Here is a 17,649-nt window from a genome sequence, read left to right as displayed (position 1 = left end):
GATCTCTCTTTATTATGATTTTTCGCGATGCGCAGGTAACGTTGATCGCCCAACGAGTCTCGGCCACCTGGCGGGGTGCTGTCTTTGTGCTCGCGCACAGTGAAGCATCGTTTGCGCTGTGCCGATGAACAACCCTCCCTTTCAACGACTTCTTTCCAGGAGATGGCCCCATGTTCGAGCTGGATCATGACTTGGCGCAGGATATCGTCGACCGCACCATGGCGATCCTGCCCCACAACGTCAACGTCATGGACAGCCAGGGCCTGATCCTCGGCAGCGGTGAGCCCGAACGCATCAACACCCGCCACGAAGGGGCGCAACTGGTATTGGCCAATGGCCGCGTGGTCGAAATCGATGGGCAGACTGCCAAGCACCTCAAAGGCGTACAGCCCGGTATCAACCTGCCGTTGATGCATGACCAACGTCTGATCGGCGTGCTGGGCATCACCGGCGAGCCGGAAGGGCTGCGCACCTATGCCGAGCTGGTGCGCATGACCGCCGAAATGTTGGTCAGCCAACGTCACCAGCAGGTTGAACAACAATGGCGGCGCCAGCGCTGCGACGATCTGCTCGCCTTGTTGCTGGCTGACAGCGGCGACTCTCCCCGCCTGGTGGACGAAGCCCAACAACTGGGGCTCAAACCGCAGATGGCACGCACGCCTTACCTGTTCGAATTGGGGGTGGGGCAATCGGCGGAGGCCTTGAGTGCCTGGCTGACATCGCGCTACCCGGACAGCTGGTGTGTGAGCTCGGCGCAGTTTTCCCTGCTGTGGTGCCGACCGGCAGCCGTGCCGGTGGACAACCTCCGCCTGCTGGAGAAGCTTCAGGGCCTGGGCTGGAACATCCTGCGCGTCGCCGTTGGCGGGCAGGCCGATGGGCTGGCGGGATTGCGTCGATGCTACCGCAGGGTCGGCGATTTGTTGGCCTATGGGCGCGATATCTTGCCCCAGTCGCGCCTGTTGACCCTCAACCGTTACCGTCTGCCGGTGATGCTGTGGCGCCATCGCAACGACGATGCGCTGGACGAACTGCTCAACCCCTTGCGCAAAGTGCTGGCCAAAGACAGCAACGGCCAACTCCTGGCCACGTTGCGCAGCTGGTGCGATCACGATGGGCAAAGCCAGGCTTGCGCCGATGCCTTGGGTATCCACCGTAACAGCCTGCGCTACCGCATGGAACGCATCGCCGAGCTGAGCGGCGTCGACCCGCTGACCCTCGATGGCATGCTCGCGCTGTACCTTGGCGTGCAGCTATTGCCCCAGCCTTTGTCCGAATGAACAACAAACCCCACCCGCACTTGTGCATCGGACCGGCGTTATTCCCGGAGCCAACTGGCAGCATGGGCGTCATAAAAACCGGAGAAAGCCCATGAAAATCATCATCGCCCCCGACTCGTTCAAGGACAGCCTGAGTGCCGACGGCGTCGCCCAGGCCATTGCCGAAGGCTTGGCCCAGGTCTGGCCGGATGCACAGTTGATCCAGTGCCCGATGGCGGATGGCGGTGAAGGTACGGTGGATTCGGTGCTTGCGGCGTGCAATGGCGAGCTGCGTCACCAGCGCGTACGCGGCCCGCTCGGCGCGACGGTTGACGCGCGTTGGGGCTGGTTGGCCGACAGCCACACCGCCATCATCGAAATGGCCGAGGCCAGTGGCCTGCAACGGGTGCCGCCAGGCCAGCGCGATGCATGCCGGACCACCACCTATGGCACCGGCGAACTGATCCGCGCGGCCCTGGATGCTGGCGCCCAACGCATCATCCTGGCGATTGGTGGCAGCGCGACCAACGACGGCGGCGCGGGGGCCATGCAGGCCCTTGGTGTGCAACTGTTCGACGCCGAAGATCAGGCCCTGGCACCGGGTGGCCTGGCGTTGGGCCAACTGGCACGTATCAGCCTCGAGCAACTGGACCCGCGCCTGGCCCAAGTGCGTTTCGACATCGCCGCCGACGTGAACAATCCGTTATGCGGTCCCCACGGCGCCTCGGCGATTTTCGGCCCGCAGAAAGGCGCCAACCCCGAGCAAGTCCAACAGCTGGACGCCGCCCTTGGCCACTTTGCCGACCATTGCGCCCAGGTCCTGCCCAGGGACGTGCGCGACGAGCCCGGCAGCGGTGCCGCCGGTGGCCTGGGCTTCGCCGCCAAGGCCTTTCTGGGCGCACAGTTCCGCGCCGGTGTGGAGGTGGTGGCCGAACTGGTGGGCCTCGACGAAGCCGTACGCGGCGCCGACCTGGTGATCACCGGCGAAGGCCGCTTCGACGCCCAGACCCTGCGGGGCAAAACCCCGTTTGGTGTGGCGCGTATCGCTCACCGGCACAACGTCCCTGTCATCGTGATCGCCGGCACCCTGGGCGAGGGCTACGAGCAGATGTACGCCCATGGGGTGGCGGCGGCTTTTGCTTTGCCCTCCGGGCCGATGAGCCTGGAGCAGGCGTGCAGTGAGGCACCGCGCTTGTTGCGGGAGAGGTCGGCGGATATTGCGCGGGTGTGGCGGTTGGCGGCGTTGCACCGCCGATAGAGCCACCCCTACACTGGGCGGCCACTTGTCTTTCAAAGGATGAAACACAATGCACCCGCCTGAACCCCATATCGTGATCCAGCGCTTTACCGAAGCCCACCTTGAAGGCGTCGCCGCGCTCTACAACGAGCCGGCCGTGTGCCGTCAGGTGCTGCAGATGCCTTTCCAGTCCGCTGAAACCTGGCGCAAACGCCTGGTGATGGACAACGAGCGGCGGCTCCAACTGGTGGCGCTGCATGGGGGGGAAGTGATTGGCCAGCTTGGCCTGGAACAGTACCTGCGCGTACGCCAGGCCCATGTGGGATCGTTCGGCATGGGCGTGGCCACGGCTTGGCAAGGCAAGGGGGTGGGCTCGCGGTTGTTGGCCGCTGCGCTGGACGTGGCCGACAACTGGATGAACCTGCACCGTGTCGAACTCACGGTGTATGCCGACAACGAAGCCGCGCATAACCTGTATCGCAAGTTCGGCTTCGAAGTCGAAGGGCGGCTGCGCGATTACGCCCTGCGTGATGGCGTCTTCGTCGACACCCTGAGCATGGCGCGCCTGCGTCGGTCGGCTTAATCCTGCAAGGCAAACGCCACCGCAGCCTGCGCATGCAGCTCGGTGGTGTCCAGCAGCGGCAGGTCGCTGTGTTCCGGCTTGATCAGCAGGCTGATTTCCGTACACCCGAGGATGATGGCCTGGGCGCCGCGCGCGCCCAGGGACTCGATCACCCGCTGGTATACCTGGCGGGACGCCTCGCTGATCACCCCCACACACAACTCCTCATAGATGATCCGGTGTACCGCCTGGCGTTCATGCGCCTCGGGCACCAGCACGGTCAAGCCCTGGGCGGCCAGGCGTGATTTGAGAAAGTCCTGCTCCATGGTGAACGCCGTGCCGAGCAAGCCGACCGTCAAGGTGCCCGCTTCGACGGCCGCCGCACTGGCGGCATCGGCGATATGCAGGAATGGGATCGACACCGCCGCCTCAATACGCGGCGCCACCAGGTGCATGGTATTGGTACACAGCACTACGCACTCGGCTCCCCCGGCCTGCAAGCGGCGCGCGGCATCTTCCAGGATCAGCGCGGCGTCGTCCCAACGCCCGGCATGCTGGGCCTGTTCCACCGGGCCGAAGTCCACGCTGTACATCAACAATTGCGCCGAGCGCAGCGGGCCGAGCTGGTCGCGCACGTGCTGGTTGATGATGCGGTAGTACTCGGCGCTGGACTCCCAGCTCATGCCGCCGATAAGGCCGATGGTGCGCATGCGATGCTCCTGACAAGGAATGTCGCCCCACCTTACTCATCGGTCGCCGAATAGTCATACGCAGTTGCCGAGCAAATGACCGGAGCAGTTTCACATGTCCAGGTTGATCCAGCCCGGCCGGGCGGTTTCCGGTGCCACCGCGTGGACCGGTTTTCCCGTGGCCAGCTCCACCCGCCGTGCCACTTCCGGGTCGTCGGCAAAGGGAATCAGACTGGCCTCATCCAGGCTCTCGTTGGTCTGCCCGCGCAGGCAGTACTCCACCGCGCCATACAGGCATATCAGTATGAGGAAACTCCACATATCAAGCGATCCGCGCATCGAGCTGGGCCACATGCAAGTCGGCGACCCGCACCGTGCGCCAGGTGTTGTAGGCCATCAGCAGCATGCCGCTGAGAAAGAACAAGCCGCCGGCAAAACGCACCACAAAGCCGGGGTGGCTGGCCTGCAAGGCTTCGACAAACGAGTAGGTGAGCGTGCCGTCATCGTTCACCGCGCGCCACATCAAGCCCTGGGTGATGCCGTTGACCCACATCGAGGCGATGTACAACACCGTGCCGATGGTCGCCAACCAGAAGTGCAGGTTGATCAGCGGCACGCTGTGCATTTGTTCACGCCCGAATACCTTGGGGATCATGTGGTAGAGCGCGCCAAAGGTAATCATCGCCACCCAGCCCAAGGCTCCGGCGTGGACGTGGCCGATGGTCCAGTCGGTGTAGTGGGAGAGCGCGTTGACCGTCTTGATCGCCATCATCGGGCCCTCGAAGGTCGACGTGCCGTAGAACGCAAGCGACAACACCAAAAAGCGCAGGATCGGGTCGGTGCGTAACTTATGCCAGGCGCCGGACAAGGTCATCATGCCGTTGATCATGCCGCCCCAGCTTGGCGCCAGCAGGATCAATGACATCGCCATGCCCAGCGACTGTGCCCAGTCCGGCAGCGCGGTGTAGTGCAGGTGGTGTGGGCCGGCCCAGATATACAGGGTGATCAACGCCCAGAAGTGCACGATGGACAGGCGATAGGAATACACCGGACGCCCGACTTGTTTGGGCACGAAGTAGTACATCATCCCGAGAAAACCGGTAGTCAGGAAAAATCCTACGGCGTTATGTCCGTACCACCATTGCACCATCGCGTCGGTGGCCCCGGCGTAGACCGGATAGGACTTGAACCAGTCCACCGGGATCGCCAGGTGATTGACCACGTGCAGCATCGCGATCACCAGGATAAACGCGCCGAAGAACCAGTTGCCCACGTAGATATGCGCGGTCTTGCGCCGCACCACGGTGGTGAAAAACACAATGGCATAGGCCACCCACACCACGGTCATCCACACCGCGCCGGAGAACTCGATCTCGGCGTATTCCTTGGTGGTGGTGTAGCCCAGTGGCAGGCTGACCAGCATGATCACGATCACTGACTGCCAGCCCCAGAAGGTGAATGCGGCCAGCGTGTCGGAAAACAGCCGAACCTGGCAGGTGCGTTGTACCGCGTAGTAACTGGCGGCAAATTGCGCACTGCCGGCAAAACCGAAGATCACCAGGCTGGTGTGCAGCGGTCGCAGGCGACCAAAGGTGGTCCAGGGCAGGTCAAGGTTCATCTCGGGCCAGACCAGTTGCGAGGCGATCCAGACGCCCATGGCCATGCCCACCACGCCCCACACGAGGGTGGCGATCACGAATTGGCGGACGACTTTATAGTTATAGGCCTGTCCGGTTGTTGCTGTAGTCATGCTCAGTCCTCCCACGGTTCCAAGTGGTGGCACTGTAGGAAGCGTGGGCAAAACAAAACAGACTCAGAAAAATCTCATTACTGCGGATCAGTTCATCCAGCCTGAAAACGCTGCTCCAAGGCCATCTGATCCGCTTTTTATCGCTGGATGTGAATCTATAACGCGCTGCGCCGCAGGTGCATAGTCGTGCCATAGAAGCCGCACCGTGGATGCGGCCCACCCTGATGAGGCAGTGATATGTACCAATACGACGCATACGACCGGGCGTTGGTGTTCGAGCGCGTGGCGCAATTTCGTGACCAGGTGGAACGCTTTATCGCCGGCGACCTGAGCGAGGAGGAGTTCCTGCCTCTGCGCCTGCAAAACGGCCTATACCTGCAAAAGCATGCCTACATGCTGCGTGTGGCAATCCCCTACGGCACCTTGAGTGCCGGGCAATTGCGCACGCTGGCTGGCATTGCACGGGATTACGACCGTGGCTACGGCCATTTCACTACGCGGCAGAACCTGCAATTCAACTGGATCGAACTGCACCAGGTGCCCGACATCCTCGAACGCCTGGCCCAGGTCGACATGCATGCGATCCAGACCTCCGGTAACTGCGTGCGCAATATCACCACGGAAGCCTTTGCCGGGGTCGCCGCCGATGAGATTCTGGACCCGCGCCCGCTGGCGGAGATCCTGCGGCAGTGGTCGACCATCAACCCGGAGTTCCTGTTCCTGCCCCGCAAGTTCAAGATCGCCATCTGCTCGGCCGACGAAGACCGCGCCGCGATCATGATGCATGACATCGGCCTGTACCTTTACCGTGACCGCCAGGGCGACATGCTGTTGCGCGTGATGGTGGGCGGTGGGCTGGGGCGCACGCCAATCCTGGGGCTGATGATTCGCGAGGGGTTGCCGTGGCAGCACCTGTTGTCCTATGTCGAGGCGATATTGCGCGTGTACAACCGCCACGGTCGGCGGGATAACAAATACAAGGCGCGCATCAAGATACTGGTCAAGGCCCTGGGGATCGAAGCGTTTTCCCGCGAGGTGGAAGAAGAGTGGCAGTACCTGCGCGATGGCCCGGCGCAGTTGACCGACGCCGAATATACCCGTGTGGCGTCGGCCTTCGTCCCACCGGCCTATGCGCACCTGGCCGACACCAGCCTGGCTTATGGCACCGCCCTGGCGGACAACCCGCACTTTGCACGCTGGGTCAGCCGTAATGTGATGCCACATAAAGTACCGGGCTACACCAGCGTGGTGCTTTCCACCAAGCCGGGAATCAGCGCGCCGCCGGGCGATGTGACCGCCCGGCAAATGGATGCCGTGGCGCAGTGGTCAGAGCGTTTCGGCTTTGGGGAAATACGCATCGCCCATGAGCAGAACATCGTGCTGCCGGACGTGCCCAAGGAGCAGCTGCATGCCCTGTGGACACTGGCCTGCGAACACGACCTGGGTGCGGCCAATATCGGCTTGTTGACCGATATCATTGCCTGCCCGGGCGGCGATTTCTGCGCCTTGGCCAACGCCAAGTCGATCCCCATCGCCCAGGCGATCCAGCAGCGTTTCGATAACCTGGACTACCTGCATGACCTGGGTGATATCAGCTTGAATATTTCCGGCTGCATCAATGCCTGCGGCCATCACCACATCGGCAATATCGGCATTCTTGGCGTCGACAAGAATGGCAGCGAGTGGTACCAGATCACCCTCGGTGGCGCTCAGGGCAAGCACAGCGCCTTGGGCAAAGTGATCGGGCCATCGTTCAGCGCCGTGGAAATTCCCGATGTGATCGAGCGAGTCATCAGCACCTTCGTGCGCTATCGCGAAAGCGAGGAGCGTTTTGTCGACACGCTGCAGCGCATTGGCCTGGAGCCGTTCAAGGAACGGGTCTACGCGGGGCAGCCGGCATGATCAACCTATTGAGGCTGGAACAGGGTGTGGCGCGGATCGTCGAGGATGATCCCTGGGTATTGGTGCGCGACGAGGTGCGAGCGCCTGGCCCGTTGATCCTGCCGTTGGCGGCCTATGAGGCGGGGCAGGGTGTGTGGTTGGGGCCGGATGATGAGGTCGAGCACCTGCAACCCTGGCTCGCCACCTTGCCGCTGATCGCCCTGGACTTCCCCAGCTTTCGCGATGGACGTGCCTACAGCCAAGCCTATCTGTTGCGCACGCGACTGGGCTGGCAAGGTGAGTTGCGCGCAATTGGCGATGTATTGCGCGACCAACTCAGCCATATGCGTCAATGCGGGTTCGATGCGTTTGCGCTGCGGGCCGACAAGTCCGCCGAGGATGCCCTCAAGGGCCTGGCGGGGATGAGCGTGCTGTATGGCCGCAGCGCCATCGAGCCACGGCCGTTGTTTCGCAGGCGATAGCCTGGCGGGCGTTAATCGTACGGCCAGGCGCCGCATCTGCCATGATCGGGTTTCGCAAATGGGCTCACCCAAGGAAATCCGCAATGGACGATGTACAGCAACTGGGCGAGATGCTTCGTCATTACGCCGATAGCGAAGCGCATAAAAAACAGCAGTTCGATGTGCAATCAGCCCGCTGGGCGCAAAAGCTCGGCGAGTTGTTCCAGCAGATCGAGCAGTGGCTGGAACCGGTCAAGACCCATGGCTTGCTGGAGGTTCACCGCGAAGCCTACGTGGCCAGCGGCCCGAGCATGCCGGTGGAGACATCGCCTTTCAACACGGAAAAACTCACGGTGCAGATCACCGGCAAAAACGTCGAGTTCGTGCCCGAGGTCATGGGCGCCGGCGGGTTGATCTGCGTGTCGGTCATGGGCCTTACCGCCGCGCGGCATGGCAGTGTCTCGCTGGTATTGCCCGCGGATAAGAACGACTGGCTCTGGAAGAAGACCAACGGCCTGAAAGACCCGGACACCTTCGGCTTCGACGCCAACTTCCTCGCGGCGCAGTTACAGAGCCTGATTCCCCGCGAACGCGGCTAAGCGCGCGATTTTTCCGTGATTGGCTATACCTACAGCTCAACGTTCTGATGATGGTTGCCAAGGAGTTCAAGCATGAAGCTAAGGCGAATGATCAGCACGCTCTGCATCGCTTCGATCGGGATGGTGGGCTGTGCCAGCAAAGTTACACAACCGGATGAATATTCGGGGTTCCTTTCCGACTACAGTCGCCTTAAGGAGGCCAAGTCGCCCTCGGGGGCCGAAGTGATGCGCTGGGTCGACCCCAAGCTGGATGTGAGTCGCTACAACGCGGTGTATATCGAACCCACCCAGTTCTACCCCAAGCCCCACGCCACGACGAAAATCCCCGAAAGCACGTTGCGCGGCATCAACGACTACTTCAACCAGGCGCTCAAGCGCGAGCTCGGCAAGTCATTGCCCCTGGCGCAAGGGCCAGGCAACGGGGTATTGGTGGTGCGGGCAGCGATCACGGCGGTCAGCACCAAGACCCAGGGGCTCAAGCCCTATGAGTATGTGCCTGTTGCGTTAGTCGCGGCGGCGGTCAGCGCTGGCAGCGGCATTCGCGACCAGGACACGATCCTGGGTACCGAGGCACAGTTTCTCGATGGGGCCAACGGCAACGTCGTCGCCCAGGTCGTGCGCAAAGGCACCGGCAAACCCCTGGAAAACGACGCACAAGCGATGACGCCCAATGATGTAAAAGGCGTCATCGATGGCTGGGCGTCGGACCTGCATCAGTCCTCCCTGAAGTTCAGAAAGCCCTAGGTCCGCCAACGTCTACTTGAGAGGGGTCAGCGGTGGCAGCTTCCATTCACCGTTGCCCACCTCAGGTTTGGGCAGGTAAATCCGCAGTACCGCGTAGAACGGACCAGGAGGGGCAGGTAGCCAATTGCTTTGTTCTTCTTTCGGCGGTTCGTGGTGCTGCAGCGCCAGGGTCAAGCCGCCGTCGGCGTCCAGCTTGAGGTTGGGCAGCATCCGCGAGTTGATCTGGTAACGCTTCTTGTGATTGGGCACCAGCAGCTTGGTCTTGGCGTCGTACATGGTCAGCGACCAGAATGCATCGGCCGGCGGCAGCTGGCCCTTGGCAAAGTGGACGGTGTAGCTGTGACGAGCGCCGTTGGCGGGTTTACCCTCGCTGTCGATGAGGTAGCTCAGGGACGCCGCCTCATCGGCCGAGTTGCGGAAAATCCCGATGTTGGCGCCAGCGTAGCGGTACAGGTAGTTGTTCTTCAGGCGGTCACGGCTGCCGAACAGGTCGGCGCTGGCGACCTGATGGGTGTCGAGCTTGTCCTTTTTAAAGGCTGCGAATTCCGCCCTGGCGTCGCTAATGCCGTCTTCCAGGGCCTTGCGCTGTTCAGCCGTCAACTGGTTGACCTTGAACGGGGCGCCAGGGGCAATGCCGATCTTGGCAAAGCGCGCCAGCAGGTCTTTTTCGCTGTCCTGGGGCGCGGCGAAGGCCAGCATGAAGTTCAGGTAGCGAAACAACTGCGGTCCTTCGGTCATGGTCGCCAATGGCTTGGGCCATTGGATCTTGGCTGCCTTGGCCGGGGCGGCTTGCTTCACGTAATTGCTCAGCGACTGCACTTTGTAGCCGTTCTGAATCTGCTTGACCTTGTTCAGGTCCTTTTCATCAAACAACTGAGTGCGGTAGAGGGCGTAGGCAATATTGCTCTCGCTGTACACCACACGGTCCACGTTGACTGGCTGCTGACCTTTCCAGTCCGGGCCGGCGACCATGTAGTGGCCGCCATTGTTGCCGGTGCTGCGGGTGCCCAGGTAAGCGAAATTCTGCGTATAGAGGTCGATCAGTTGCACCGAGTAGTAACGGTCGTCTTCGATCTTGGGCAGGGTGAGCACCAGCGGCTCGCTGCGCAGGTCCATCCACACGAATGAATAGGGTGTGTCGATGTTCGGGGTCGCGAATGCGGTGTCCTTTGGCGTGAGCGCCTGGGCGGTATTGCCGATATGGTTGAACGGTGCCTTGAAGTTGGCCCCGCCTTTATCAACGGCCTGGGTGTAGAGCGTCTTGTACATCTCAACGACTGGATAGCCATACAAGTAGGCTTCCTTGGCAATGGCCCGCGCTTCGCTCGGCGTCGCCGTGAAATCGGCCCAGGCACCGGTACTCATGAGTATCGAGAGGCTCGCCAACAGCAGGCGCGTCGGTTTTCCAATCATGTTGTTGCGTCCTTCCAGGGGGGCTTGGTGGGGAGAGTTATGGTACATGGCGCGGATGCGCCATGAGTTTCCATTTTTATTGGCCGAACGTCACGTTAAAAGCACGAAATCAGGCGTGCAGCCGCCGTTGACTTGGCCGATCGAATCAATAAATGAGAAATTCAACGTCAGAGGCTGCGCAGGCGCTGACAGCCGTCCAGGGTGGGCAGCATGCGCTGACAGTGGGCGGTCATGCGGCAGGCGGCAACATCGCTTTGACCTTGTCGCGCAACTGATCGATCGAGAACGGCTTGGCGATCACCTGCATACCGGTAGACACATCGATATTTTCGGCATAGCCACTGGCGAACAATATCGGCAAGGTCGGACGCAACTCACGGACCTTGGCCGCCAGTTGCTTGCCGTCCATACCCGGCAGGCCCATGTCGGTCATCATCAGATCAATCGTCTGGTGGGTGTCTTCAACCACTTCGAGCGCCTTTTCGGCATCAGCGGCCTCCAGCACTGCGAACTCCAACTCTTCGAGTACATCGACGATCAGCATGCGCACGATGGCGTCATCTTCGACTACAAGGATGGTGGAGGCGGTGGGCATAGTAGACATTCCTGAAAGGTGAGGGGCTGAGCGTGAAAGGCAAAAAGACAACTTAGTAATGAGTGGAAGCAACGCCAGCAAGTTCCAAAGTAATTGCTGGCATTGTGACGTTCGTGGAGCAGAATGTCCCGTCGGGTTGTTCTGTTCCCCTTGCTTCTTGGGGTGAGGAAGAAAGCGCGAGGAGTTCCGGAGCCAAGCAGCCTGATATTTAAGCAGCCGAATCAATACAGAAAAATAGCGTTCGCGCGCAACTTTGGGGCAAACTCCTCGTTTTTCTGAATTGGCCAAGGCATGCCCATGACTCCCGCGTCGACTGTCGATGAAAAGAGCTTTCGTACACTGCTGGGCCGAAACGTCGCGCTGCCCCTGGGCGTGGGCGTGCTCAGCGCGGTATTTTTCGTCTGCCTGATCACTTATTTGCTGTCGGTAATCCAGTGGGTGGAGCACACCGACCGGGTCATCAACAACCTCAATGAGACGTCAAAGCTGACCGTCGACCTGGAAACCGGCATGCGCGGTTTCCTGATCACCGGTGACGAGCATTTCCTCGACCCGTATGAAGTGGCCAAGCCCCGCATCATTGCCGATTTGCGCAATTTGCAGGACCTGGTGGCGGACAACCCCCAGCAGGTGGACCGCCTCAAGCGCTTGGAAGCCTTGCAGATCGAGTGGAACAAGTACGCCCAATCGATGATTGATATGCAGCGTGAGAGCGGTGATTACCGTAGCGCTGTGAAGGCCGGCCGCGGCAAGCGCCTGACCGATGAAATTCGCAAGGAATACGACGATGCGGTGGCGATGGAGCAGCAGTTCCGTATCGCCCGCAACGAAGACGTCACCCGTACCACGGTCATCAGCGTCAGCTTGTACCTGGCATTTGTACTCGGGTTGAGTGGCTTTCTGGCCTACATCGGTCGTAAGAATTTACTTTCCTTATCCGATAGTTACAGCGCAAACCTCGCGTCACAACAGAAGATCGCGCAGCGCCTCGAGCGGCAAGCCTGGTTGCGTAATGGCCAGACCGAGTTGGCCGAACAGGTCCTCGGCCAACTGACCTTGAACATGCTGGGCCGCAATATCTTGCAGTTCTTCGCCCAGTACATGGGCTCGGCCGTCGCGGCGCTGTATGTGCGCGAAGAACACGGCGGCCTCAAGCGCGTGGCCACGTACGGCTTCTCCCGCGAGCAGGAGCAGCAGGAACAGTCGATCTACAGTGACGAAGGTATCGTCGGGCAGGCTGCCCAACTGGATCGCCTGATTCGCCTCGACGACGTGCCAGTGGACTACTTCAAGGTCAGCTCCGGCCTGGGCGAAGGCGCCACGCGCAGCGTGATGGTGATGCCGACGAGCGACGATGACCGGGTCAACGGCGTGATCGAACTGGGTTTCCTGCGCCCTCTGGAAGAGCGTGACGTTGATTTGCTGGAGCTGATCGCCGGGAATATCGGCACTTCCATCGAAGCCGCGCGTTATCGCCAGCGCCTGCAGGAAGTGCTGGCCGAGACCCAGCAGCTCAACGAAGAGCTGCAAGTGCAACAGGAAGAGCTCAAGACCGCCAACGAAGAACTCGAAGAACAGTCGCGCATCCTCAAGGAGTCCCAGGCCCACCTTGAGACCCAACAGGCGGAACTGGAGCAGACCAACGAGCAGTTGGCCGAGCAGACCCAGACCCTGGCGGAGCAGCGCGACGCCATGGACCGCAAGAACGTCGAACTCAACCAGGCCCAGCTCGAACTCGAGGACCGCGCCGAAGAGTTGCAGCGCTCCAGCAAGTACAAGTCCGAGTTCCTCGCCAACATGTCCCATGAGCTGCGTACGCCGCTGAACAGCTCGTTGATTCTGGCCAAGCTGTTGGCCGAGAACCCCCAGGAAAACCTCAGTGCCGAGCAGGTCAAGTTCGCCGAGTCGATCTATTCGGCGGGTAATGACCTGCTCAATCTGATCAACGACATCCTGGATATTTCCAAGGTGGAAGCCGGCAAACTGGAGGTGCGCCCGGAAAACTCCAGTGTGGCGCGCCTGGTCGACGGCCTGCGCGGGATGTTCGAACCGCTCGCCGCCGATCGCAAGCTGGCGTTCCAGGTCGAAGTGCTGGAAGGCTCGCCGACCATGCTGTTCACCGACCGCCAACGCCTGGAGCAGATCCTCAAGAACCTGCTGTCCAACGCCATCAAATTCACCGAGCAAGGTGAAGTCAGCCTGTCGGTCTCCCGGGCGCCGGGGGAGGGCATTGCCTTTACCGTGCGTGATTCGGGCATCGGTATTGCCCCGGACCAGCAGGAAAGTATCTTCGAAGCCTTCCGCCAGGCCGACGGCACCACCAACCGCCGTTACGGCGGTACGGGCCTGGGGCTGTCGATTTCCCGCGACCTGGCCACCTTGCTCGGCGGCTATATCAGCGTGACCAGCGAGCCGGGCAAGGGCAGCGTATTTACCCTGGTGTTGCCGGAGCAGTACATCGAGCGTGAGGAAGACGCGGCGCCTATCGAGCCGCCACGCCAGGTGGTTGCGGTCCCGGCGCCCAAGCCGATCGCGGTATCACCCTTGCCGATCGCGGACGCCAAACAGATCCCACGGTTTGCCGACGATCGCGAGAAAGCCCCGTTTACCACCCGTTGCATCCTGGTGGTGGAAGACGAGCCGAACTTCGCCCGCATCCTGTTCGACCTGGCCCATGAGTTGGGTTACCACTGCCTGGTGGCCCATGGCGCAGACGAAGGCTACAGCCTGGCCGAGGAATACATCCCCGATGCCATCCTGCTCGACATGCGCCTGCCGGATCATTCGGGCCTGACCGTGTTGCAGCGCCTCAAGGAACATGCCAATACCCGGCATATCCCGGTGCATGTGATTTCCGTGGAAGACCGCGTCGAAGCCGCCATGCATATGGGCGCCATCGGCTATGCGGTCAAGCCCACCACCCGCGAAGAGCTCAAGGACGTGTTTGCACGCCTGGAAGCCAAGCTGACCCAGAAGGTCAAGCGCGTGCTGCTGGTGGAGGACGATGACCTGCAACGCGACAGCATTGCCCGCCTGATCGGTGACGATGACATCGAAATCACCGCCGTCGGCTTTGCCCAGGAGGCCCTCGACCTGCTGCGCGCCAACGTCTATGACTGCATGATCATCGACCTCAAGCTGCCCGACATGCTCGGCAACGAGTTGCTCAAGCGCATGGCCACCGAGGATATCTGCTCGTTCCCGCCGGTGATTGTCTACACCGGGCGCAACCTGACCCGCGATGAAGAGACCGAACTGCGCAAGTATTCGCGCTCGATCATCATCAAGGGCGCCCGTTCCCCGGAGCGCCTGCTGGACGAGGTGACACTCTTTCTGCACAAAGTCGAATCCCAGCTGTCCCATGAACGCCAGACGATGCTCAAGACTGCCCGCAGCCGCGACAAGGTGTTCGAAGGCCGCAAGATTCTGTTGGTGGACGACGATGTGCGCAACATTTTCGCCCTGACCAGTGCCTTGGAGCACAAGGGGGCTGTGGTGGTCATCGGGCGTAACGGTCGTGAAGCCATCGATAGACTCAATGAGATCGACGATATCGACCTGGTGCTGATGGATGTGATGATGCCCGAGATGGACGGTTACGAAGCCACCACCTTGATTCGCCAGGACCCGCGCTGGAAAAAACTGCCGATCATTGCCGTCACCGCCAAGGCCATGAAGGACGATCAGGAGCGCTGCCTTGCGGCGGGTTCCAACGATTACCTGGCCAAGCCGATTGACCTGGATCGCCTGTTCTCGCTGATCCGCGTATGGCTACCGAAGATGGAACGCATTTAAGTGGAGCGAAGTTTTTTGGAAAAAAGCAGCGATATTGAGCTGCGCCTGCTGATCGAGGCGATTTACCTCAAGTACAGCTATGACTTTCGCGACTATTCCGGTGCGTCGGTAAAACGCCGCGTGGCTCACGCCCTGCGCCAGTTCGACTGCGCGACCATTTCGGCGCTGCAGGAGCGGGTGCTGCACGACCCGGCGGCGTTCATGCAATTGCTGCAATTCCTGACGATTCCGGTCAGCGAGATGTTTCGCGACCCGTCGCACTTCCTCGCGATCCGCCAGGAAGTGGTGCCGCTGCTCAAGACCTACCCGTCGATCAAGATCTGGATCGCCGGCTGCAGCACGGGGGAGGAGGTGTACTCCATGGCGATCCTGCTGCGTGAAGAAGGGTTGCTGGAGCGCACCATCATCTACGCCACCGATATCAACCCGGCGTCCCTGGACAAAGCCAAGCAGGGGATCTTTTCTCTGGAGAATGTCCGCGCCTACACTGCCAACTACCAGCAGGCTGGCGGGCAGCGTTCATTTGCCGACTACTACACCGCGGCTTACGATTACGCGATCTTCGACAAGACGCTGCGTGAGAATGTGACCTTCGCTGACCATAGCCTGGCGACCGATAGCGTGTTCTCAGAAACTCAATTAATTTCATGTCGTAATGTTCTGATTTATTTCAATAAAAAGTTGCAAGACAGGGCGTTTGGATTGTTTCATGAGTCGCTGTGCCATCGCGGCTTCCTGGTGCTGGGCAGCAAGGAAACCCTGGAATTTTCCGGCTACAGCAAGCAATTCGAACCCCTGGTCAAGCAGGAACGGATCTACCGAAAATCATGAACGACGCCGCCGCCAACCCGATTCGCGGGATTGAAGCCATCGTCGTCGGCGCTTCCGCTGGCGGGGTCGAGGCGTTGCTGAGTATTTTCAGTGACTTGCCCGACACCTTCGGTCTGCCGATCGTCGCCGTGCTGCACCTGCCGGATGAGCGCCGCAGCCAGTTGGCCGAGGTTTTTTCACGGCGCCTGCGCATCCCGGTACGGGAAGGCCAGGACAAAGAAGCGATCGAGCCGGGCACCTTGTATTTCGCCGGCCCTGGCTATCACTTGTCGGTGGAGCATGATCGCAGCCTGTCCCTGAGCCAGGAAGACCGGGTACATCATTCCCGGCCTGCCATCGACTACCTGTTCGCCTCCGCCGCCGATACCTATGGCAAGGGCCTGCTCGCGATTCTGTTGACCGGCGCCAACCAGGACGGCGCCCATGGCCTGATGCAGGTCAAGCACAGCGGTGGCACCACGGTTGTACAGGACCCCGACGAAGCACGCATTGCGGTGATGCCACGGGCAGCCCTGGCCCTGCACACCCCCGACCATATTCTGACCTTGAGCCGCATTGCCTCCTTGCTGGCTTCCCTGGAATCTTCCCCATGTTAAGTACTGTCCAGGCCAAACTGCTGATCGTCGACGATCTGCCGGAAAACCTGCTGGCCCTCGAGGCGCTGATCAAGCGCGAGGATCGCCAGGTCTTCAAGGCCTTGAGCGCCGACGAGGCCTTGTCGTTGTTGCTGGAGCATGAGTTCGCCATGGCGATCCTCGATGTACAGATGCCCGGCATGAACGGTTTCGAGCTGGCCGAACTGATGCGCGGTACCGAGAAAACCAAGAACATCCCGATTGTGTTCGTCAGCGCCGCGGGCCGCGAACTGAATTACGCCTTCAAGGGCTACGAAAGTGGCGCCGTGGACTTCCTGCACAAACCCCTGGACATCCATGCGGTGAAGAGCAAAGTCAATGTGTTCGTCGACCTCTACCGCCAGAGCAAGGCGATGAAACTGCAGGTCGAAGCCCTTGAGCGCAGTCGCCGCGAACAGGAACTGCTGTTGACGCGCCTGCAGGCCACCCAGGCTGAACTGGAACAGGCCGTGCGCATGCGCGATGACTTTATGTCGATCGTTGCCCATGAGGTTCGTACACCGCTCAACGGGCTGATCCTCGAAACCCAACTGCGCAAGATGCACCTGGCGCGGGATAACGCCGCCGCGTTTACCCTGGACAAGATGCACGCGATGGTCGACCGCGATGAGCGCCAGATCCAGAGCCTGATCCGCTTGATCGAAGACATGCTCGATGTGTCGCGTATCCGCACCGGCAAGCTGTCGATTCGCCCGGCACGCTTTGACTTGACGCAATTGGTACGCAACCTGCTGGAGAACTTTGCCCCCCAGGTGGCGGCCGCCGAGTCGTCGATGCAACTGGACGCCGAAGGGCCGGTGGAGGGCAACTGGGACGAGTTCCGTATCGAGCAGGTGGTCTCCAACCTGCTGACCAATGCGTTGCGCTACGGGGCCAAGAGCCCGGTGGAGGTGCGCGTCTATGCCGTGCACGGCGAGGCGCGGGTGGAAGTGCGTGATCATGGTATCGGGATCAGCGAAGACAACCAGAAGCGGATTTTCCAGCAGTTCGAGCGCGTATCCGCCAGCCATGTAGCCGCGGGCCTGGGCCTGGGGCTGTTTATTTCCGAGCAGATCGTGGCGGCCCACGGCGGCACCATCGAAGTCGAGAGCCAGATAGGCGAGGGCGCGCTGTTCCGGGTGTGCCTGCCCCTGGATGCGCCGGTGTGAAATCAATCGTCACCTCGACGCAACCTCTGCATGACCCTATGGTCGTATTTGCA

16 protein-coding genes are annotated in these 17,649 nt (G+C 60.9%); 11 read left to right on the top strand and 5 right to left on the bottom strand.

Translation table 11 applies throughout. The features are described from left to right. Positions 1 to 170 precede the first annotated feature (170 nt). The 3 genes from A7317_RS13420 to A7317_RS13410 all read left to right on the top strand — a co-directional run bounded on the left by A7317_RS13420 (position 171) and on the right by A7317_RS13410 (position 3,076). Complete coding sequence (locus tag A7317_RS13420) at positions 171 to 1,277, top strand: sugar diacid recognition domain-containing protein (RefSeq protein ID WP_024075367.1); 1,107 nt, start codon at positions 171 to 173, stop codon at positions 1,275 to 1,277. Between the two features lie 91 nt (positions 1,278 to 1,368). Beyond that, the gene (locus A7317_RS13415; RefSeq protein ID WP_024075368.1) at positions 1,369 to 2,514 is read left to right on the top strand and encodes a glycerate kinase; all 1,146 of its coding nucleotides are present in this window, start codon (positions 1,369 to 1,371) and stop codon (positions 2,512 to 2,514) included. Positions 2,515 to 2,563: 49 nt separating this feature from the next. After that, on the top strand, positions 2,564 to 3,076 hold the full coding sequence (locus tag A7317_RS13410) for a GNAT family N-acetyltransferase (RefSeq protein ID WP_069076027.1): 513 nt from the start codon (positions 2,564 to 2,566) through the stop codon (positions 3,074 to 3,076). On the opposite strand, the gene A7317_RS13405 is transcribed toward A7317_RS13410, so the two are convergent. The 3 genes from A7317_RS13405 to ccoN all read right to left on the bottom strand — a co-directional run bounded on the left by A7317_RS13405 (position 3,073) and on the right by ccoN (position 5,494). Beyond that, complete coding sequence (locus A7317_RS13405) at positions 3,073 to 3,765, bottom strand: aspartate/glutamate racemase family protein (protein WP_069076026.1); 693 nt, start codon at positions 3,763 to 3,765, stop codon at positions 3,073 to 3,075. The two genes, A7317_RS13410 and A7317_RS13405, sit on opposite strands and share 4 nt — an antisense overlap. Before the next feature lie 90 nt (positions 3,766 to 3,855). Next, the gene (locus A7317_RS13400) at positions 3,856 to 4,065 is read right to left on the bottom strand and encodes a hypothetical protein (RefSeq protein ID WP_024075371.1); all 210 of its coding nucleotides are present in this window, start codon (positions 4,063 to 4,065) and stop codon (positions 3,856 to 3,858) included. A 1-nt stretch (position 4,066) separates the two neighbouring features. Then, on the bottom strand, positions 4,067 to 5,494 hold the full coding sequence (ccoN, locus tag A7317_RS13395) for a cytochrome-c oxidase, cbb3-type subunit I (protein WP_069076025.1): 1,428 nt from the start codon (positions 5,492 to 5,494) through the stop codon (positions 4,067 to 4,069). 237 nt (positions 5,495 to 5,731) lie between these two features. Between ccoN and A7317_RS13390 the strand changes: the two genes are divergently transcribed. The 4 genes from A7317_RS13390 to A7317_RS13375 all read left to right on the top strand — a co-directional run bounded on the left by A7317_RS13390 (position 5,732) and on the right by A7317_RS13375 (position 9,179). After that, positions 5,732 to 7,396 carry a nitrite/sulfite reductase gene (locus A7317_RS13390; protein ID WP_069076024.1) on the top strand — a complete coding sequence of 555 codons (1,665 nt, stop codon included), beginning with the start codon at positions 5,732 to 5,734 and terminating at the stop codon, positions 7,394 to 7,396. Further along, positions 7,393 to 7,857, top strand: coding sequence for a DUF934 domain-containing protein (locus A7317_RS13385; RefSeq protein ID WP_024075374.1), 465 nt, complete (start codon positions 7,393 to 7,395; stop codon positions 7,855 to 7,857). The genes A7317_RS13390 and A7317_RS13385 overlap by 4 nt, the downstream gene beginning before the upstream one ends. 83 nt (positions 7,858 to 7,940) lie before the next feature. Further along, positions 7,941 to 8,435, top strand: a complete 495-nt coding sequence (locus A7317_RS13380) for a hypothetical protein (protein ID WP_024075375.1) — start codon at positions 7,941 to 7,943, stop codon at positions 8,433 to 8,435. Positions 8,436 to 8,507: 72 nt separating this feature from the next. Continuing rightward, on the top strand, positions 8,508 to 9,179 hold the full coding sequence (locus tag A7317_RS13375; protein WP_024075376.1) for a DUF3313 domain-containing protein: 672 nt from the start codon (positions 8,508 to 8,510) through the stop codon (positions 9,177 to 9,179). Positions 9,180 to 9,191: 12 nt separating this feature from the next. On the opposite strand, the gene A7317_RS13370 is transcribed toward A7317_RS13375, so the two are convergent. Together A7317_RS13370 and A7317_RS13365 are read right to left on the bottom strand one after the other, a co-directional pair. Next, complete coding sequence (locus A7317_RS13370) at positions 9,192 to 10,592, bottom strand: DUF1254 domain-containing protein (protein ID WP_024075377.1); 1,401 nt, start codon at positions 10,590 to 10,592, stop codon at positions 9,192 to 9,194. Between the two features lie 229 nt (positions 10,593 to 10,821). Continuing rightward, positions 10,822 to 11,187: a response regulator gene (locus A7317_RS13365; protein ID WP_155766399.1), complete on the bottom strand. Its 366-nt coding sequence runs from the start codon at positions 11,185 to 11,187 to the stop codon at positions 10,822 to 10,824. A 297-nt stretch (positions 11,188 to 11,484) separates the two neighbouring features. Here A7317_RS13365 and A7317_RS13360 point away from each other — a divergent pair, with 297 nt between their 5' ends. From A7317_RS13360 to A7317_RS13345, 4 genes are read left to right on the top strand one after another with little or no spacing between them, the layout of a single operon-like run. Continuing rightward, on the top strand, positions 11,485 to 14,982 hold the full coding sequence (locus tag A7317_RS13360; protein ID WP_069076022.1) for a response regulator: 3,498 nt from the start codon (positions 11,485 to 11,487) through the stop codon (positions 14,980 to 14,982). Beyond that, the gene (locus A7317_RS13355) at positions 14,983 to 15,813 is read left to right on the top strand and encodes a CheR family methyltransferase (protein ID WP_024075380.1); all 831 of its coding nucleotides are present in this window, start codon (positions 14,983 to 14,985) and stop codon (positions 15,811 to 15,813) included. After that, a complete protein-coding gene (locus A7317_RS13350) occupies positions 15,810 to 16,409 on the top strand; it encodes a chemotaxis protein CheB (RefSeq protein ID WP_024075381.1) in 600 nt (199 codons plus the stop codon). The genes A7317_RS13355 and A7317_RS13350 overlap by 4 nt, the downstream gene beginning before the upstream one ends. Next, on the top strand, positions 16,403 to 17,596 hold the full coding sequence (locus tag A7317_RS13345) for a hybrid sensor histidine kinase/response regulator (protein WP_024075382.1): 1,194 nt from the start codon (positions 16,403 to 16,405) through the stop codon (positions 17,594 to 17,596). Before A7317_RS13350 ends, A7317_RS13345 begins: the two co-directional genes overlap by 7 nt. Positions 17,597 to 17,649: the final 53 nt, after the last annotated feature.

The organism is Pseudomonas fluorescens (assembly GCF_001708445.1).
GTDB lineage: Bacteria > Pseudomonadota > Gammaproteobacteria > Pseudomonadales > Pseudomonadaceae > Aquipseudomonas > Aquipseudomonas gorinensis.
This window is presented reverse-complemented; position numbering and strand designations above follow the sequence as displayed.

Excerpts from the sequence above, each read along its gene's own strand:
- A7317_RS13420 (WP_024075367.1), top strand. The coding sequence starts at position 171 with ATGTTCGAGCTGGATCATGACTTGGCGCAGGATATCGTCGACCGCACC.
- A7317_RS13415 (WP_024075368.1), top strand. The coding sequence starts at position 1,369 with ATGAAAATCATCATCGCCCCCGACTCGTTCAAGGACAGCCTGAGTGCC.
- A7317_RS13410 (WP_069076027.1), top strand. The coding sequence starts at position 2,564 with ATGCACCCGCCTGAACCCCATATCGTGATCCAGCGCTTTACCGAAGCC.
- A7317_RS13405 (WP_069076026.1), bottom strand. The coding sequence starts at position 3,765 with ATGCGCACCATCGGCCTTATCGGCGGCATGAGCTGGGAGTCCAGCGCC.
- A7317_RS13400 (WP_024075371.1), bottom strand. The coding sequence starts at position 4,065 with ATGTGGAGTTTCCTCATACTGATATGCCTGTATGGCGCGGTGGAGTAC.
- ccoN (WP_069076025.1), bottom strand. The coding sequence starts at position 5,494 with ATGACTACAGCAACAACCGGACAGGCCTATAACTATAAAGTCGTCCGC.
- A7317_RS13390 (WP_069076024.1), top strand. The coding sequence starts at position 5,732 with ATGTACCAATACGACGCATACGACCGGGCGTTGGTGTTCGAGCGCGTG.
- A7317_RS13385 (WP_024075374.1), top strand. The coding sequence starts at position 7,393 with ATGATCAACCTATTGAGGCTGGAACAGGGTGTGGCGCGGATCGTCGAG.
- A7317_RS13380 (WP_024075375.1), top strand. The coding sequence starts at position 7,941 with ATGGACGATGTACAGCAACTGGGCGAGATGCTTCGTCATTACGCCGAT.
- A7317_RS13375 (WP_024075376.1), top strand. The coding sequence starts at position 8,508 with ATGAAGCTAAGGCGAATGATCAGCACGCTCTGCATCGCTTCGATCGGG.
- A7317_RS13370 (WP_024075377.1), bottom strand. The coding sequence starts at position 10,592 with ATGATTGGAAAACCGACGCGCCTGCTGTTGGCGAGCCTCTCGATACTC.
- A7317_RS13365 (WP_155766399.1), bottom strand. The coding sequence starts at position 11,187 with ATGCCCACCGCCTCCACCATCCTTGTAGTCGAAGATGACGCCATCGTG.
- A7317_RS13360 (WP_069076022.1), top strand. The coding sequence starts at position 11,485 with ATGACTCCCGCGTCGACTGTCGATGAAAAGAGCTTTCGTACACTGCTG.
- A7317_RS13350 (WP_024075381.1), top strand. The coding sequence starts at position 15,810 with ATGAACGACGCCGCCGCCAACCCGATTCGCGGGATTGAAGCCATCGTC.
- A7317_RS13345 (WP_024075382.1), top strand. The coding sequence starts at position 16,403 with ATGTTAAGTACTGTCCAGGCCAAACTGCTGATCGTCGACGATCTGCCG.